This is a genomic window from Moorella thermoacetica, from assembly GCF_001267405.1.
Lineage (GTDB): Bacteria > Bacillota > DSM-521 > Neomoorellales > Neomoorellaceae > Neomoorella > Neomoorella thermoacetica.
Window position 1 is genome coordinate 2,218,214 of record NZ_CP012369.1, and the last position, 17,823, is coordinate 2,236,036.

14 protein-coding genes are annotated in these 17,823 nt (G+C 50.1%); 2 read left to right on the plus strand and 12 right to left on the minus strand.

All coding sequences use genetic code 11. From position 1 onward, the window contains the following. Positions 1-172: 172 nt before the first annotated feature. From MOTHE_RS11045 to MOTHE_RS11065, 5 genes are all read right to left on the minus strand, one after another. Positions 173-1,372: an ArnT family glycosyltransferase gene (locus tag MOTHE_RS11045; RefSeq protein WP_080997201.1), complete on the minus strand. Its 1,200-nt coding sequence runs from the start codon at positions 1,370-1,372 to the stop codon at positions 173-175. Between the two features lie 11 nt (positions 1,373-1,383). Next, entirely contained in the window at positions 1,384-1,722 is a 339-nt protein-coding gene (locus MOTHE_RS11050) for a DMT family transporter (protein WP_011393711.1), read from the minus strand. Positions 1,723-1,734: 12 nt separating this feature from the next. Beyond that, a complete protein-coding gene (locus tag MOTHE_RS11055) occupies positions 1,735-2,073 on the minus strand; it encodes a DUF2304 domain-containing protein (protein ID WP_236683246.1) in 339 nt (112 codons plus the stop codon). 167 nt (positions 2,074-2,240) lie between these two features. Beyond that, the gene (locus tag MOTHE_RS11060; protein WP_011393713.1) at positions 2,241-2,930 is read right to left on the minus strand and encodes a glycosyltransferase family 2 protein; all 690 of its coding nucleotides are present in this window, start codon (positions 2,928-2,930) and stop codon (positions 2,241-2,243) included. Between the two features lie 1,026 nt (positions 2,931-3,956). Then, a protein-coding gene (locus MOTHE_RS11065) for an IS3 family transposase (protein WP_139560402.1) occupies positions 3,957-5,109 on the minus strand; the annotation gives its coding sequence in 2 pieces (ribosomal slippage) (positions 3,957-4,841 and positions 4,843-5,109; 1,152 coding nt in all). A gap of 547 nt (positions 5,110-5,656) precedes the next feature. Between MOTHE_RS11065 and ltrA the strand changes: the two genes are divergently transcribed. Both ltrA and MOTHE_RS11080 read left to right on the plus strand, forming a co-directional pair. After that, positions 5,657-6,892, plus strand: coding sequence for a group II intron reverse transcriptase/maturase (ltrA, locus tag MOTHE_RS11075; protein WP_011393716.1), 1,236 nt, complete (start codon positions 5,657-5,659; stop codon positions 6,890-6,892). Between the two features lie 78 nt (positions 6,893-6,970). Further along, positions 6,971-8,401: an ISLre2-like element ISMoth2 family transposase gene (locus MOTHE_RS11080; protein ID WP_011393717.1), complete on the plus strand. Its 1,431-nt coding sequence runs from the start codon at positions 6,971-6,973 to the stop codon at positions 8,399-8,401. A gap of 605 nt (positions 8,402-9,006) precedes the next feature. On the opposite strand, the gene MOTHE_RS11085 is transcribed toward MOTHE_RS11080, so the two are convergent. The 7 genes from MOTHE_RS11085 to MOTHE_RS11110 form a co-directional block, all read right to left on the minus strand. Further along, the gene (locus tag MOTHE_RS11085) at positions 9,007-9,642 is read right to left on the minus strand and encodes a hypothetical protein (RefSeq protein ID WP_053095122.1); all 636 of its coding nucleotides are present in this window, start codon (positions 9,640-9,642) and stop codon (positions 9,007-9,009) included. Beyond that, positions 9,635-10,564, minus strand: a complete 930-nt coding sequence (locus tag MOTHE_RS11090; protein WP_011393718.1) for a CBASS oligonucleotide cyclase — start codon at positions 10,562-10,564, stop codon at positions 9,635-9,637. The genes MOTHE_RS11085 and MOTHE_RS11090 overlap by 8 nt, the downstream gene beginning before the upstream one ends. A gap of 13 nt (positions 10,565-10,577) precedes the next feature. Next, the gene (locus MOTHE_RS11095) at positions 10,578-11,555 is read right to left on the minus strand and encodes a hypothetical protein (protein ID WP_011393719.1); all 978 of its coding nucleotides are present in this window, start codon (positions 11,553-11,555) and stop codon (positions 10,578-10,580) included. Next, a complete protein-coding gene (locus MOTHE_RS14315) occupies positions 11,518-12,096 on the minus strand; it encodes a 7-cyano-7-deazaguanine synthase (protein WP_011393720.1) in 579 nt (192 codons plus the stop codon). The genes MOTHE_RS11095 and MOTHE_RS14315 overlap by 38 nt, the downstream gene beginning before the upstream one ends. Positions 12,097-12,206: 110 nt before the next feature. Then, on the minus strand, positions 12,207-14,255 hold the full coding sequence (gene brxL, locus MOTHE_RS11100) for a BREX system Lon protease-like protein BrxL (RefSeq protein WP_011393721.1): 2,049 nt from the start codon (positions 14,253-14,255) through the stop codon (positions 12,207-12,209). A 2-nt stretch (positions 14,256-14,257) separates the two neighbouring features. Next, positions 14,258-16,612: a BREX-1 system phosphatase PglZ type B gene (gene pglZ / locus MOTHE_RS11105; RefSeq protein WP_053095123.1), complete on the minus strand. Its 2,355-nt coding sequence runs from the start codon at positions 16,610-16,612 to the stop codon at positions 14,258-14,260. 2 nt (positions 16,613-16,614) lie between these two features. Next, positions 16,615-17,784, minus strand: coding sequence for a hypothetical protein (locus tag MOTHE_RS11110; RefSeq protein WP_053095124.1), 1,170 nt, complete (start codon positions 17,782-17,784; stop codon positions 16,615-16,617). Between the last annotated feature and the right edge of the window lie 39 nt (positions 17,785-17,823).

Consider the following 17,823-nt stretch of genomic DNA (forward strand, 5'->3'; position numbering starts at 1 on the left):
ATCTATGCTCCTTTATTGATAAAGATTCAAAAACTCACTGTCACCGCTTTTTTATCATACCCCTTTTTGCCGTCTAACCTCCGGCTTTATTTTTAAAATGCTGAAAGGGCCCCGGGCCGTGTTGCCGCTAAAGGTCTACAAACAGGATAAAACCATAAAGATAAATTGCCTTTCAAGCAGCCTCTTCCGCTCCGAACAGGAGATCCATAAGCCAAGCGGTGGTGAGCATCAAGAACGGCATGATGGTAAAGGCATACCTGACGGTGGGGATAAACATCAATTGGATGGCCGTCAGGAGAAAAATAAAGATGGCCACCAGGCCTACTCTTCCCTCCTTGAGGGCCTTAAAAGACCCCAACCAGCCCACCATGGTGATAAAATTGTGCACCCAGTAAACCGAACGCAAGTACTGATAGCGGGAAAGGTCAAGACCGTACCACATATTGCCAAAGATAACCTGCCACTTGCCGATTGTATACCACTTGAGGTACAACACCGGGTTCCTTAAAAAGCCCCGGAGGATAAAATGCAAGGCCTCCTGGGTGGACTGGATGGGAGGCACCTTGTCCATATCTGTGAAGTAAGGAAAGGCGCCGTAAAGGAGGGGGTTCCAGGTCTGGGTGGCCAGGAGGATGAACTGGTGCAGGGTTACCAGGTTGCGTATCCACCAGGGCAGCATGACGGCCACAAACCCTCCCAGGGTGTACAGGAAACCCTTGAGGGAGGAACGCCACTCCTTACGCCGGTAAAAATCATAAAGGAAGGGTACCACGATCAGGGGGGCCGCCGCCGGGCGAACCAGGATGGCCAGGCCAAAAATCAGCCCCGTTAAAACGCCTCCCAGGGGGGAAGGATGGCGTAAATACCGGAGCTGGAGGTAAAAATAGAGCATAAAAAAGAAGGTATAAACTACTTCGGTTAAAGGGATAGTCGGGGCCCAGACAAAGGTGGGGTAAATAGCCGCCAGCAGGGCGGCCACCAGCCCCACCCTGGTGTTTTTTACCTCCCGGCCCGCCAGGTACAACAGCACCACCGTCAGGATGCCCAGGCAGGCCTGGACCACCCGCACCGCCTGCAGGGGACTCCCCTGGGCATAACCGTAGAGTTTGTAAATCAAAGCCAGGAACAGGGGATAGCCCGGGGTGATATAGGCATTGGGCCGGCTGGACATATAGCCCAGAAACCCCTTATCCAGGAACTGGCGCGCCATGAGGTCATAGTTGACAGCGTCGGAGGAAAAGCCCTTCAAGGGTGGATGGTCGATGGTAAAAACGAACTTTAACCTGAGATAAAGGGCCAGGGTGACAATCAGGACCAGGGCCACGGTTACCGCCAGGGTGTTGATCGCTTCCCGTCTTACTTTAAACAACACCAGGAAACCTCCTATTTCATCGCTACCAGGGCCACGCCGGCCATAATCACCAGCACCCCGATCCATCTGGTCAGGGGAACAGCCTCTTTAAAAACCAGCCAGGCTACCACGACACCCAGGGCGTAGGCCAGGCTTTGCAGGGGGTAAAGGAGGCTGAATTGTTCCCGGGCCAGGACGTAAAGCCAGATTACTGTCGCCAGGACGTACAGAGCCAGCCCCGCCAGCACCAGGGGCGAAAAAAAGCTCGCCAGGACCGCTTTGAATCCGGCGTCCCTGGCAACACCCAGCTTCCAAAGGATCTGGCCGCTGACCAGGAGGAGGATATTTAACCCAACCAGCAGGTAAACCATATCAATCCCCTTTTACTTGGATTTGACCGTCTTATCGGCCTGTTCCTCGATTTTATTTTTCAGGAGTGCTATTTCCTGGGTGAGTTTAAGCAACTTTTCTGACTGTCGGGAAACGATAATCGTCAGGTGAAAACTGTAAATGGTGATTAATAAAAAACCAAAGAGAAATAAAACCGAAGGAGCATAGTAGATATGCAACAGGCGACTTAAAAATTCAAGGAGGCGGGTGTTAGCCGCCATGAGTAGCATTGTCAGGGCGAAAACAAACCAAAAGAGGCTGTGTTGCTCCGACAGGGTGCCTTTCCTGACAAATTCCGTCACTACCAACAAAAAAATCAGACTAAAAATCACCGAGAAAGTGTAGACATTTAAGACCATGGCCTCCGGCCTCACTTTTCACAGAAGTTATGGTCATGAACCCGGTCGCTAAGGCCTGTTTCCAGGAACCCGCACCCCGGTGAGCAACGCGTGCATCCGGCCGCCGGTGACTTGCCGTTATGGACGAAATATATCTTATGTTACCTGAGACAGTCAATGACCATCGCCAGGCTCACCTTAAACATATAATAAACAGACTTCAACATGGTTATCGAAGAGTGGCCGCCCTTACGCGGGTACATTACCACCGGGATTTCCTTGATGTGGTAGCCCCGGCGCAGCAATTGCATGATAACTTCCACCTCCGGGTAATCCGGGGGATAATGGCGGGCAAACTCCGCCAGCACCTGCCTGTTAATCGCCCGGAAACCGGAGGTGGTGTCGTAGATAGCCTGTCCAGTGAAGAGCTTTAATAAAAAAGTAAAGAACCATGAACCTGCTCTCCTGGCCAAGGTACCCCGGTAATTCCTATTTTCAATATACCGGGAACCGATGACCATATCTACTTTCCCGGCCCTAAGAGGGTGTATCAGGTCCTCGATAAAGCGGGGGTCATGCTGGCCGTCAGCATCGACCTGGACGGCAAACTCGTAACCGTGCTGGCAGGCGTAACGGTACCCCGTCTGCATGGCCCCGCCGATACCCAGATTGCAGGGCAGGTCGATAACAGCGACCTTTTCCTCCCTGGCAGCGGCAGAAGTGCCATCTGTCGAGCCGTCGTTGACTACCAGGATATCGGCGTCACACCAGCGTTTGATATTTTTGATAACCTGCCCGATAGTTGCCGCTTCGTTATACGCCGGTATGATCACCAGGGTTGTTGAGCGCATAAAGACGCACCTTCCAACCAATATTTCTACCTTCGGCTATCCATTCCTGCTGGAAATAAAATCCGGCTTGGTCCGGTAACAGCCGGAGCAATGTCGCGGGCCTTACCACGCAGTGCCGTTGGTTGCTCCCCTTTTTATATAGACGCCAGGTGCAGGTTAGAGGTTCCCTAACCTGCACCGCCCTGTACTGCTCTCCGGCTCTACCCTGGTCCTCTTAGGCATGAAAAAGCCACCTTTTCTGGTAAAGAAATTTATTACCAAAAAAGGTGGCTTAATATTTATTTATGATACAGCAAAAGTATTGGTATCAATATAGTTTGAGAATCGAGAAACGCAGGTAAAAAGGTAAGCGTAAAAATAGCCCCCACCTATCACCTAAGGTGGGGCTATTTTACGCTTACGCTGAAACGAAAGTGCAGGATAGCTGGCGGAATATTTGCCAGACCCTGGAACGCATGCACCTGGGCGAATTTGTTGGTCCTGATGGCGCAGGGTACTCCAGAGGACGGAAACAACCACACCACAGCAGCATATCTTCAAGACCCTGGGGATAAAGGAACCGCCCCAGATCATCGCGGTGAAAACAAAAGACCAGAAAGGGTCCCTAGTAACACGCGCCCAAAAAGCCGATCCCTGGAATCCTTGCGCAACAAGCTGTTGCGCTTATTGTTCACCTAGCATCTGTCGAACTCGGGTGATAAGGCCCAATTTAAATCAAACTTCACTGAAGCAAACCACCAGCCAAAAGCGGATAATTCCTCTGTGAATTCAGTCGGATAAGGAGACCTCCTGGCTATTCCTATGCGGTGTTCCCAAAGGGCTTTAAAGGCGTTCAATAAGCTGTGCCGGTACCTCAATATCCTTATTCATTAGGCTGCGTCCCACAAAATCCATAGTATGACCACGTAAGGTGGACCCCATTGTCAAGACACGAAATGAGAAATTTTTAAGCGTGGAATAATTAAGTTTAGATGGCGATATAAGGAAATAGTTGAAGCTTGACATCATTTGGTATTACCATATTTGCTATAATATGGGTATACATTTCACTTCATTATTTGCATAAAAATACACTTCAGCCGGCGTCTTATATTCCAGTGATTGGTGGATGCGGCGGTAGTTGTAGAACTCCAGGTAACGGGCAATTCCTCTTCTCGCTTCCCTGGGGCTGCTATACTCGTTCAAGTAAACTTCTTCATATTTTAGGCTACGCCAGAGACGTTCAGTAAAGATGTTGTCGGTTGCTCTGCCCTTGCCGTCCATGCTGATCTTGATACCGGCGCTCTGGAGTAAATCGATATACTCCGGACTGGTGAATTGGGACCCCTGGTCGCTGTTCATTATCTCCGGCCTGGCCCGGGCCAGGGCTTCTTCTACGGCTTGAAGCACGAAGGTCGTCGCTAGATTCTGGTCCAGGGCCCATCCTACCACAAAGCGCGAGTACCAGTCTATAATGGCTACCAGGTACATCCACCCCCGGACCAGTCGGATGTAAGTGATGTCAATGCCCCAAACCTGGTTGGGCCGGGTGATATCAAGGTTGCGCAGCAGGTAGGGGTAAATGCGGTGTTCCTGGTTGCGCCTGCTTAAGTTGGGTCCCGGGTAGATGGCTATAAGGCCCATTTCCCGCATGTGACGCTGGACGGCTTTACGGTTGACCAAAAATCCCTCCTTCCGCAGCTGGGCGGTGATGCGCCTGGAACCGTAAAAGGGGAAGGCGGTGTATATTTCGTCGATACGGTGTTTTACCGCTATTTCTTCTGGTGAAGGGGGTACCGGCTGGTAGTAGAGGCTGGAGCGATTTAAGCTTAGTAGTTCCGCCTGTTTCTTAATGGACAGCTCAGGATGGCCCCATTCCACCAGGGAAATACGTTCGTCTCGGTTAAGCTCAGAGGCCACTCTTTTTTTTAAGCCAGGTTAGTTCGGTAGTTAACCGGCCAACCTCGGCATAAAGGTCCTGGATTTGTTTTTCGTACTGAGCTTTTATATTTTCAAGGTTTTTTTGCTCATCGGTGAAGAAGGATGGTAACTTTTCTATCACCATATTTCTCCAGCGGTTAAGGATAGATGGATGAATACCGTATTCAGAGGATAACTCAGAAATTGACTTTTCTTCTTTAAGAATTTCCAGCACAACTTTGGCCTTAAAATCCGTTGGATATTTTTTCCGTACACTCATTTGACGCTTAGGACCCCCTGTTTTTGTGTCTAGTTTTCTGGGTCGTGCGGCGGAGCAATGCCGCGGGATATAGTGGGTGGAAAGCCCACCTGGTAAGGTCTAGCCAACCGCCAGTAGCCAGCCTTGGAGCCTGTAGGGTAACCGGCAGGTTTAAGCGTAGGTAGGCAAGGCAGCGGGCCGAAAGCCATAGCGCTGAAGGGATTGAGCCTCGAAATAAAATTTAGTTGGGAGGGCCGATGCTCTGACCCAAGCAGAAGGCAACATGGCGGTAATCATTAAAGGCGAGACTACCGCCATCTCCTCGGGGTCGCAGACCTCGGCACGCTGGACATCGTTATCCCACGGTAACTCAGGAGACCCTGCCTCCTCTTCCGGTTTCAGGAAGTATGGCCGACAAGCGATACAAAGTGAGGAGGCCAAACAGGAGGCAGGGAGTCGGATTACGGCGTAGTACCAAGGAAACCGGGTAACGCCGGCGGAGGAAAGGCCGTAACAAGGAATCGCTCTTGTAAGGGGAACAATTCCCACACCCAGAGGTGGAACCGGATTGACAACGAAACTTGCAAGAATAGCGGAAGTTGCCCGAACGCGACCGAAGGAACGCTTTACCTCCCTCATGCACCTAATAGATGCGGATATGCTAAGGATATGCCATGTTGAGCTCAAGGCCAATAGGGCTACCGGCATAGATGGCATTACCAAGGAGCAATATGGCGACAACCTGGAAGCTAACATTCAAAGCCTCCTAGAACGCCTCAAACGCAAAGCTTACCGGCCCCAACCAGTTAGGCGAGTCTATATTCCCAAACCGGGCTCTGACAAGAAGCGCCCCCTGGGGATACCAGCCTACGAAGATAAAATAGTCCAACTGGCTGCCAGTAAGATCCTCAATGCCATCTACGAAGCGGAATTCCTGGATATGTCCTTCGGCTTTCGCCCCCAACGCGGCTGCCACGATGCCCTAAAGTTATTAAACTACCTCATCGTCGCCAGGAAGGTCAACTATATAGTCGATGCTGATATCAAAGGCTTCTTCGACCATGTAAACCACGACTGGCTGATGAAATTCTTGGGGCATCGCATAGCCGACCCCAACTTTCTTCGGTTTATCCGTCGATTTCTCAAGGCGGGCATTATGGAGAACGGGGAACTAAGGGACGCAACCGAAGGGACACCCCAGGGCGGCATAGTATCGCCTATCCTGGCCAACATCTATCTGCACTATGTCCTTGACCTGTGGTTCGAAAAAGCGGTGCGCAAACACTGCCGGGGAGAAGCCTATATGGTGCGCTATGCCGATGACTTCATCTGCTGTTTTCAATACAAACATGAGGCCGAGGCATTTTACCGGGCACTGAAAGCAAGGCTGGCCAAATTTTCCCTATCCGTAGCCGAAGAAAAGACCAAGATAATTCCCTTTGGCCGCTTCGCTACCCAATGGTGCAAACGGATGGGGCAAAATAAGCCAGATACCTTTGATTTCCTGGGCTTTACCCATTATTGCAGCACCAGCCATCAGGGCAAGTTCAGGGTCAAGAGACGCACCAGCCGGAAGAAGTTCCGGCAGAGCGTGCAGAGAATGAAGGAATGGATAAAAGGGAACCGCATGATGCCAGCGAAAGTGCTCATGGCCCTTCTCAAAAGGAAACTCGAAGGTTATTACCACTATTATGGGATAACCGATAACAGCAAGCGCATCCTGGCATTCCACTACATTGCCAGGTGTATGCTCTTCAAGTGGCTAAATCGTAGGAGCCAGAGGGTTAGTGTAAAATTACAGTAGGTAGGAGGAAAAAGGGGTAAAAAAGAGAAAAGAGACCTCACAGGAAGAAAACCACCGTAAAAGGAGTGAGGTCTCTTAATGGTAAACGGTAGTACCAGTACCGCTACCATCATTAGTTTATTAGATGGTATCGAGAATTTCAACACTCTTGAAGAAGTTATCCTGCAAATAGCCAGGAGGTTATTGGTAGCCGTACTGGAAGCCCTGGATGATACCCTTATGCCGGCAAAACCTAAGGGATATAAGATAGCTGGGTTCCGCTACCGCACAATCACCTGCCTGTACGGGGATATAACCTTTAAGCGCCGGCTATATGTTAAAGCAACGCGCAAAAAGAAAAGAGGGGAAGGAAGGTTTCTATTAGACGAAGCCCTAAACTTACGCCAAGGAAAGCGTCTGACAGGAAGACTGCTCAAATTAGCCGTATCGCTGGCAACCCGGTTACCCTTCAGGCAGGCAGCGGAAATAATGGCCGAAGCAGGGATGGGCCAATTAAGTCATATGACCATCCATAGCGAAGTAAAACGAAATGGACTGGAACAAAAAGAACTGCAAGAAGCCCTGCGCAATAATCTATTCATGAGCGGGGAAGAGCCCCAAGGCAAAAAGAAAAAAGTACCGGTACTATTTATCGAAGCCGATGGTATAATGATCCCGCTGCAAAGGAGCAAGCAAGACCGGATAGAAGTCAAAGTAGGAATAGTTTACGAAGGGTGGATAGAAAAAGGGAATGCCCGGCATCTCAAGAACCCGCGGGTAGTGATGGGCATCTATGAAGATGGAGAACAATTTTGGGAAGCCCTCACCACGGAAATAGCCAGGTACTACGAGATAGACGAAAAAACAATATATGTCGTCAATGGCGACGGAGCCAGCTGGGTCCAGAAGACAGCCAAAGAACAGTTACCAGGAGCCATCGTACAATTAGACCGCTACCACCTCCACCGGGATATAAGGCAGGCATATGGGAACGAAACAGCGCAGGGATTAATGAAGACTTTAGCCAAAGGTCAAGAGCAGGTCTTTTTAGACACCCTGGAAGCACTCATAGAAGAAGCACCGAACCGCAAAAACAAGCAACAATGCCAAAAAGTATATGACTACTGTCAAAGATATCGCGATAACTTGTTAGATTACCGCTTGCGGTTACCACGACAGCTGGAAGGGCAAAAGTTATACGGGATGGGCGTAGCCGAAACAACAGTAGACAAAAAAATAGCCATCCGCATGAAAAAGAGGGGGATGAGCTGGAGCGAAGCAGGAGCAACGGCCATGGTAGCATTACTAATGCTCAAAGCCAATGGAGAATTAGCCGCATGGTTAGAAAAAAAGATGCCACAAGTAGAAAAGAATCCCGCCAAGGTAGTAAAAGAAAAGAAGATAAGTAAAGAAGACGTAGAAGAATGGTTAAGGAAGAGAGTACCAGCCCTTGTTGGCCCTGAGGCGGGAACAGATTGGGTTAAATATACCATGAGGCAACTAACAAGAATTAGTGGAGCTATATTCTAACCCCTTTTCCGGCTTAATTAGAGCAGGCAGTAATTCGCGAAGCCTGTCAAGGTCGCCGTAGGCGGCCGCAGGCTTTAACGTTGACAGGCACAGCGAATTACTGCACAATACTCCGGAGCCGGAAAAGGTGTTGGATATATATGGGTTTTTATGTGGGGTCTCTTTTTGCCTACTACATCTTGACACGTACAGCCAGAGGAAGAGCTTTGACGGGGAGAAGTTCAGGAGGTTCCTGGAGAAGTTCCCATTACCAAGTCCAAGGATATATGTAAATATCATGGACATCCGGTGGCCGTCGGCATACATTGCGTAAAGGATTCCTTGAGGAGCCGTGTGCGTTAATTGCGCCAGCACGGTTCTGTGAGGGGGGTATGCCGCGAGGCATACCTCTACTCGACCATTATAACGAATGGCATCGTTTGCCTTTGAAGAGAAATGATCCAGTAGGCCACCTTTTTCATCTAGAGCCAGCTTACCTCTCCAATATCTGCCTCCAGGTGCCGGCGCACCTAGAGGGCGTACCGCATCACAGCGTGCATGGCCTCGCCTGGTCATATTGATGGAAAGCGTAGCAGGATCCATGTTGGGGCCAGAATCTCCCCTTCTTAACCCGACATTTTTTTCGAATGTTCCACATCGGCATGAAGAGATCCAGACCAAAGTTCCTGGAACCACAACCTGACTTTCACCCACCAAATCCATGCATGTGGGTGTTCTTCGAGATATTTGCTTATAGCAACTTTTACTAAGTATCGCTTTTTAAGCTTCAAGAAGTACTTATCTGGAATCGGAGGTACACTGCTATCGTTTAAGTACAGGCTCTGAATCACCTTGACATCCTCTTCTGAAATATCATCCCGTTCCTCAAGGCGACGAATCTCGTAGAGCACTCGAGTGTAGTGACGTATAGCCTCTCTATGTTTAGCCTCGTGGTCAGACGGTCTCCAGATGGTCAATACCAGCCCCGCAAAAAAGTTTCCAACCGCAATTAGGGCTCGAAGCCACATGAAGTAGTCTGCTGTCAAAGGGGTGGTTCTAACGATAAACTCATCTGACACAAATGTCAGGGAAAGCATTAAAACTGATGTAAATAACGTACCGTAAAGGAGAAAGTTTTGCCACTTTAGGTTATAATCCGCTAGTTGCCCATGCATATCTGCCTGCATCTGGGCTTTCTTTTTAATCTTTTTCAAAAGTTTATTTGGCCGTGATGAAGTAAGCATAGTATAATCGTTATTCATTTTCGAACATTTCCTTCCAGCGCTCGATGTTCATGTGTGCATCGGCCCGGCTGAGCCGATTTGAAAGTCTCTCTAAAGCTGCGCTACACTGCCTACGCCTTAAGCTGTTTGATGCGCCTAAGTACTCATCTACATGAACAGATTGACCCGTAGAATCAACGATTGGAGATAGTACCAGTTTTATAGCTTGTCGGCAAAAATGCTGAAGCATATCCTTATATGTTTTTCGACCAGTATAGCCTTCAAAGGCTTTAATAGCTAGTGATTCGATATGATAACCTGATAACCGTACATTCTCTGGCAGTGACTCGTTAAGCCCTTTGAAAAGCTTAATGACTGGAATAACCTTATGGTTGCATGACTGGTTGACGTTAGTGAGCTTTTCGGCGAATTTTATAGGTCTAATAACTTTGCTCCATCCATCACCATTGGGATCCGCGATTCTTACCCCGGTCTTGGTCTGCAAGGCTGGTAGAAGTTGAATTTCATGGCCTGTGCTAGAAAACCTTACAGTTACGGCTAGCTTTCCTACCTCTACTTCGGTATTGGGAAGCCGCTTTAGAAGTCGCTCAGCAAAGTAGGCCTTGATGTCAGCAGGTGAAGCATTAGCTAACGAAGTATCATTTATTCTAACAAGCATATCAATGTCGCTAAGGCCGTTTACATAGGTATGCTTGCTTAAAGAACCACCGAAAACAAGCTCTATGGCACCTTCAATGTTTTTATCCAAGGCCCCTCTAATCGTTTCCAGGTGTTGCCGAATTTCATCTGTCTTTCGATTATTGTAGTTAGTTAGTAACGATTGTAGATACCTATTGACTTCTCCCTCGTACTCGATTCTCTTCTCATTAGACTCTGTTTCACGTAGGACCTTTTCGATATCAGTATGCTTTGACCAATAATACCAACCGCCACCACTCATAGGGATTCACCTCCTAGAATTCTACGCCAGCAGCGCCAATGAGAGCCTGCAACTGTTTTAGGTATAAGGGATCCAGGTCAAGAACGCTCCAGTCATGGGAACGAGCAAACCGGCCCATAATCGCCTGGGTTCTTGCTAAATCTTCCAGGTTTTTTAGACTGCCCTGAACATAAACGGAGTGATAGCTTTGTGCCCACTGCCCTTCTATAAGAGCGTAGCTGTTGTAATATAAAGCTATCCCATTGTGGTAGGCCAGTCGGAGCCAGGATAAGCTGTCAAAAATGTCGGCCCCGCAAAGGAAATATACGATTACCGATAAAGGATCAAGACAACCAAAAATGTGAATTGGAACGTTGATCTTTCTGTCATAAAGTGCTTGTCTCAACTTCACCAAATTCTGACATCGTGTTAAGAAAGACGAACCTAACTCCTTTTCAGTGAACCCGATGATATCGAACTCAGAAAGTTCCTCACAGTAATTGATCAGAGCTTTAATGTCAACGAATTTCATTTTATCGTCAATTGGCTTTATCAGAAAGTCTTTTGCATATTCCCTCGGTATTTTTGCGAAGAATGTCTGAGCATTCCTAATTTGTTCAGGTAATGAGGCTCGAGTGTCATAACTAACAACCACTAGAGAACACAAGGGCTGGAGCCGTTTCACAACCTCCTCGAATTGCTCTTTCGACCATTCTTTTGTTGGATGACCATTGAAGTTGTAAAAATCCGTAAGATCATCATTGTTTCCAACTTCAAATGCACCACTATCGACAAATAATATCTCGGAACAATAGATTGCACTCTCATCTAAATGGCTATAATAGATGTCGTATGCACTAACCAGGGATGCATCAGTTGTATGTTCTCCCAATTTTTGATGCATCTCCCTTAAATCAGGGAATCCTCGGCTAGAGAAAGAGGGTACAAGCAATGGCGTCTTCCATTTAATAGTATCAATTCGTCTTTCCTGACATAAATCCTCCAGCCTCATACAATCGCCTCCGATCATAGCAAGATGGACACTGACCGCATGGTTCGTCGTTATTCCTCTCACAACTGTATGTAAGGTCAACAGGGACTCCATGGCTCGTGCAATATTGGTAAACTTCCAGCTTACTCCACCTGAGAAAGGGGGCTTCTACCGTAACAGCGCCGCTAAAGTAACCATCCAAAAGCCGCTGCATATCTGCCATAAATCCTTGAGAACAGTCGTAGTAAATCGTGCCGGAGTGTATCCCGAGAGCCACCCTGTTAATACCCGGCGACAAGTTCGCACAGGCTATCAAAACAAAAATTGCATTTCGACAGAGATATTCTTCACCTTTTCGCGCAAGGGGAGGCTGGATGTGGGCTATCCTGAGATCTATACCATAATGCGCTGCAATAGCTTTTGCAGCCTGCGCTTCCCGTTCCGCGACTGGCTGACCGTACTGGACATGTAGGCCGTAAACGGATGTATTTTTACTTCTGTAATAATGAACCAGAGCAGCCGAGTCGATACCTCCACTCAGAAGAACCAGCACTGGATTCATAGAATCACACCTTCTCCGTAAACTACAATCCTCTCCAAAGAGAGATTTAATGATCGGGCAACCATATTGCAAATATCAGTATAAAGGTACGACTTAGACCATAACAGCTTTTAGTCAACAATCGCCTTAACAAAAGCATCCGTTGCATCAGCATAAAATTCGATGTTGATCTTCGTAGCCATTTCGTCAGGAAGATCAAACAATTGCCTTCGAGAAGATATAGGCATTAACAGCGTCGTTGCTCCTTTCTCGAGGGCCAGTTCGGCCACAGCAACCGGATTTGGTATCATCTCAATTGAGCCACCAAGGTTTAAGGCTCCGACTATGATCAATCCACCCTTAACGCTTCGCTCAATTAGAGCGCCGCAAAGTGCAATCAGCACTGGTAAACCAAGTCCCTGGCCTGAACGTTCCACGTCCATAGCGCGTAATTGGATTGAAAACTCACGGGCGCGCGGATCGCGGTCACCAACCAGCTCTTTAGCCCTGACGTACAGGTTTTGTTCTCCGTAACGAACGCTTTCCCGAAATGCCGGCGGGACAGGTGCGTTAAGAATTTTTACTCCACTGCCAGGACCCGCCGCAACCTCTATTCGATAGAGAGCTGGTGAAGCGTCCTGGCCGCCGGGACTGATGGCCCACACCTGCCCGGGAGGCAGGGGATCGCTGTCGATGGTTTCATCACTGTGGAGTTCCGGCGTGGCAACAAACTGTTCCACCCCCTCCACGCCCATAGAGAAGCTGAAGTGAGTATTGCGAAATTCCGTCTTAAGGCAGCGCTTTTGCTGTTCCTTTACCCTTCGACGCGATTCCAGGGCCAAACGGACGATCTTTTCTAGCTCTTCATCAGGTATCGGCATCTCCGGATCGGGGAAAAGTAGCTTGATCAGGCCGCTAACGGTTTTATGAACGGCTTCAATATCGCGACCGCTGAGGGCTCCACCCCAGTTAACCCGGCCCTGGAGCACGGAAACCCGGCTACCATCACGCAGTCTATGCCAGCATTCGGAGAGAAAGTCGCTGACCAAGCCAAAATGATCCGTAAGATGGATATTGGGGTTGAGTTTGGGAAACTCCCACCCTGGAACATAGGCGTGAATGCGGTCCATGAAAGCCGTATCATCCCGCATCTCCGGCGGGAGTGGACTGAATAAGTGGCCGATGCGTTGCTGTTGCTGGACATCCACATCAAAGTTCCCGAGCATTACAATGCCGCCGGAAGCACGGATACTCTCCTTGCCGCGGGAGAATTCGCCCGATGCCATGTACCCCTTCATAATGTTGACGCCGTCCTTCTGATCGAAGGATATGCCGGACACTTCATCAAAGCACACGACATCATAGTGGCAGACAAGCCCCCGCTGTCCGGTGGCATTATTCACAAACATTTTGGCCACTGTGGCTTTACCGCCTGAAATCAGATGGGAGTATGGGGAGATTTGTTGAAACAAATGGCTTTTGCCCGTGCCCCGGGGGCCTATTTCCACCAGGTTGTAGTTTCGCTCTACAAAAGGCACCATCCGCAGCAGGGCGATATCCTGAGCCCGTTCTGAAAGGGTATCCGGTTCCAAACCTACAGAGCGTATCAGGAGGCGTTTCCATTCGTCAGTGGTAAACTGGCTCCTCCCTCGCTGCAGCGCTGCCAGGGCATCCACTTTAGAAAGTTGAATGGCCCGCAAGTTTTCAATGGCGAAAGGACGACCGTTCTTCTCCTGGGCAATGGTGGCATCATAGACGAGGGTGACTTCGGCATAAAAACCATCAGTAAGCATGCGCTCATTTTCATGCACCAGGGCGTCGTCAATCCGGACGTCTTTCAGCCCCAGGCTCGGCAGTTGGGCAACAAAACAATCGTTTTTGGTGTCAAGTCGAGCCTTGATGAGATCGATTATTTTGATCGACCCGATCTCCCTTGCCCGGGCCTTAAAAAGTTCTTCTTCACCGGTCCTGACAGTGCGATCCCGCAATTGCCTCTCAACAATCTCCAGGCCTTCCTCGATCTCCTTTTCATCGACAGTTGCACAATACCGGCCGAGCAGGAATTCTACCACGTAGGTGGGTACAGGATACTGCCGGCTGTATTTGCGCACCAGGTCCTTCCGAACTATATACCCGTCAAATACAGAAGCTGCCAATTTATCGAGGGCATCAAGCTCCATACCTACTCATCACCTCCAACGGTAGTCGCCTGCTTTGCCAGTACCCGTCCCGACGGGTCGAGCAGGACGAGGCTGACCGTAGTGCCTTCAAGGGCATCGTCCGCGACAAGAAGGCCAACACGTCCACCGGAATCAATCGGTTTGGGCGTGGTAATACTGGAATGGGGATCATTGGGTTTGGTCCGCAGGTCGGCCATGACTTCGCTGCTGCTCGTATCAACTGCAACGCGACAGCGCATCCCATACCATTGAATTTCCCTTATGCTAACCGTAACTGGGGTTAGCCCGCTGGAATTAAAAGTCAAGTCAGGAAGCAGGCATTCCTGAAGGCTGACGCCGCCATGGGCATATTCGTTGCCGTTTATGAAACAATATACCCCCGGAGCAAAAGCGATGTGCTGGTATGCATTCCAGTACCATCCGGCAGTCGGCACATCAACATGGGCACCCGGCCGGATGGCGGCACACCGTGTCCAGCGGCTTTCGGTGAGGTATTTGGGCAGCTTCATGGCCGGCAGCCCGCCCGGGACTAAAAGCCACCCATGGTCTGTTACTACGCGCACCTGCTGCCAGCCGGCCTCCAGCAAACCCTGGATTCGATCCAGGACAAGCTCAAGCTGTTCATCGATGCGGGCAGCAAGCCTGCTTTGCAGCGTATGTCCCAATCGGTCAAATTCACCAAATTCCGTCCACCCCCGGGCTCCAGGTTCACCCGGGTGCCCCGTCTCCGGAGAATTGAACACCTGATAGCCTGCTTCCGCTAAGAGCTTGCGAAACCGGTCGGGAGTCAGGGGGAGATTAGCCCCGGCAATCTCTGGAATAAAGTATTCGCCGGGTAAATGGCCGGAAAGCTTTCCTGCTATGGGGGAGGCTGCCGGTTTTGCCGTTGCCGTTACCGTGGGCAGTCCGGCCCAGCGCCAATTTATATTTACCCGGAGCTGTCTTGCTTCAGCCATGGCAACCAGTCGCCGGGCAATGTCAAAGCGGAGCCCGTCTATAAAGAGCAAACACTGCCCGGGATTGGCGGCAATTAAAGTACGGTCTTTATCATCAGCGTTCGGCAAAGGGAAGGTTTTAATCAAATCCTGGAAATGCCGGGCTACATCCTCCAGCCAGGGAAGGTAGATACTGCGGACAGCGGCCTGTATTGCCTGCGCATCCTCTAATGATTTTACGCTGCCAGTTGCCTGTAAGACGGCATCATCGGCCAGATACCCGCCCTCGATGTATAGTTCGGCCATTGCCTGGGGCATGTCACCTCCCAGGCCTCGGGCAGTCTTTCGCGCCAGGGTCACCAGGTGCTTTAAAGCCCCGGCCAGGGGGCTCTGTCCCAGCTGGGCCCAGATCCACTCCCTCCGCTCGCCGTGTTCCTTCTCGAGTTCTTCGATTTTTTGCCTAGCATCAGGGGAAGATAATTTTTCCAGCTCCAAAAGGCTTTGCCTTAAGGCCTCCTCTTCAGCTTCGTTTTCATCCGGCCAGGGCTCCCGGTTAACGAACAATCTTGATGGTTTGGCGCGCCGCAAAATTGCGGGGATGCCGGGGTAAAGGGCCGGGGCTTCTGCATACCTGCGCCACAATCCCTGCCAGGCTTCATTATCCTGCAATCCCATTTTCTCGGCGACAGCAATTTCGCCATCCCTATCCGGGTCGATTTCATATTCAACCTTACAGCAGGAGCAAAAGGCCATCCACTTCTCTTCACCCCATTTTTCGCGGGTACGAGCCGGGTCGCTGAGCCATGACAGCAAGTCCCGCTGGGTATCTGCCACCATCAACCTGTCAAAATCCTCGGCCTCCAGGCGTTTGCCCCGCAGGCGTGCGACAGGAGCGGTGGCCAGTTGGGGTAGTGCCCGAAGCATCGCCTGGCGGGTCTGTTTATCTTTAGCCACATCCAGGCCCAGGCCATCTTCAGAGACAAGAAACGCCTCAACTGTCCAGTCTTTACCGTTGCGCTGGGTCCAAACCGTCCCGCGGTACTGCAGTTCCACCAGCGGTTTGAGGCTTTCCGGGCACTCCTCACCGGCCCGGAGCACCTGCCGGCTAACGTTGGGCAGGTAAATGATAGGAATGGCTTTATCCGGTAGTTCAACATCAGGTAGCATTCGTTCAATAACACACCGCAGCCAGATTGCCGGCCCGGTTTTTTCTTCCGGGTTGTAATCTCCCAGGGTTAAAAGCTCCGGCATAAGCGGGCGCAACTGGGATACCAGGGGCTGCCACTGGCCGTCGGCATCGGTCCAGAGAATCGCTGCCGGCGGGACAATGGTCGCAGAGTCATACCGGCCGGCTCGAAGCAATGAATCGCGCACAGCCTCCAGCAGAGTATTGGCCAACATTTCACTCGTCCTGCTAGACATGGCTATTTACTCCTCGTCTTCCTGTTCATTGTCTCACGTGCTTTTCTTTTTTCTTCACTGGTTAAATGCACATCATTGACCCGATCGCCGGTGAACTTACCATTCTTCCATAACCAGGGAAACTGTTCTTGTGGGCGCACAGGCTCTTTGCCACGGTCTTTGCCCCAGCTAATATTGGGCTTCCACCGGAGGATGCCGGCACCTTTCCGGCCGCCGGGAATGTCAGAAGCCATAAACGGCCGGATGTTGATGCGCACGCCGTCGTTGATATCCGGTTCCCAGCCGATGGGCTGCTTTTCGATAGGCTTCCAGCGAACGAAAATGTCGAATGGAGGTTCACCTTCGAGGATGGCAATAAGGCGTTTTTGCAATTCCAATGCCGCTGCCAGTCGATCCTCAGCACCACCTTCGCCCCGCTTCACCCCATCTTTCTGCCGGGTAATCCACTCACCGAGATAACTATAAGTAAGGCTTTCTAAAACCTGCCTGCCTTTGCCATTGCCCTCGGCAAGCTTATGGTAGTTGACCAAGGCATGGAAACCGTCGCGCCGGCGCCCGTCCCAGATATGCCAGATGAAGGGCCGGTGGTGGAATAGCTTACAGTGCTGTTCAAAGAAATCGTTGCGAAGCCACTCGTCAAGATCCTTTGCTTCTGAACCCGTTGCTGCGATAAGTTCCTGCTCTTTTGTTGGCGACCAGTCATTCCCATATGCGGCGGCGAGCAACGCCCGCAGCCGTTCGGCAGCCGGGTCTTCTCCGCGAACGGCAGGGATGCACACTATGCCGTCTGAATTGCTCAATTCATCTAATTCATCCAGTTCATGTTCGGGCCATTGATAACCTAAAAGTCGGGCTATAGCGACATGGAGTAGAGCAATGGACGATGTTATTGTCCCCTTAAAGATCCATTGGGTTGGTGCATCTGCATAAGCTTTAGGCAAAGGTATTGTTGTATCGGAATATAGCCACTTGCCTGGATCCCAATGGATTTTACTAACATAACCATTTTCAACTGCAACATTAGGATTAATCGCTCGCAAAGCTTTGGTGAATTCGCCGGACATACAGAAAGCACAAATTCCAGGGAGATATTCATACTTTCTCGGAATGATTACTGGAGCAGTATTAGAGAACAGTTCCCCTGTATATAAGGTGGCTGGCAGATCACGCATCTTCCCTATGTGTAGATCGTAAAATAGAATTGACCCAGG

Coding starts and splice junctions, on each gene's coding strand:
- MOTHE_RS11095 (WP_011393719.1), bottom strand. CDS start 11,555: ATGAGGCTGGAGGATTTATGTCAGGAAAGACGAATTGATACTATTAAA.
- MOTHE_RS11080 (WP_011393717.1), top strand. CDS start 6,971: ATGGTAAACGGTAGTACCAGTACCGCTACCATCATTAGTTTATTAGAT.
- MOTHE_RS11050 (WP_011393711.1), bottom strand. CDS start 1,722: ATGGTTTACCTGCTGGTTGGGTTAAATATCCTCCTCCTGGTCAGCGGC.
- MOTHE_RS11085 (WP_053095122.1), bottom strand. CDS start 9,642: ATGAATAACGATTATACTATGCTTACTTCATCACGGCCAAATAAACTT.
- MOTHE_RS14315 (WP_011393720.1), bottom strand. CDS start 12,096: ATGAATCCAGTGCTGGTTCTTCTGAGTGGAGGTATCGACTCGGCTGCT.
- brxL (WP_011393721.1), bottom strand. CDS start 14,255: ATGGAGCTTGATGCCCTCGATAAATTGGCAGCTTCTGTATTTGACGGG.
- MOTHE_RS11090 (WP_011393718.1), bottom strand. CDS start 10,564: ATGAGTGGTGGCGGTTGGTATTATTGGTCAAAGCATACTGATATCGAA.
- pglZ (WP_053095123.1), bottom strand. CDS start 16,612: ATGTCTAGCAGGACGAGTGAAATGTTGGCCAATACTCTGCTGGAGGCT.
- MOTHE_RS11110 (WP_053095124.1), bottom strand. CDS start 17,784: ATGCGTGATCTGCCAGCCACCTTATATACAGGGGAACTGTTCTCTAAT.
- MOTHE_RS11060 (WP_011393713.1), bottom strand. CDS start 2,930: ATGCGCTCAACAACCCTGGTGATCATACCGGCGTATAACGAAGCGGCA.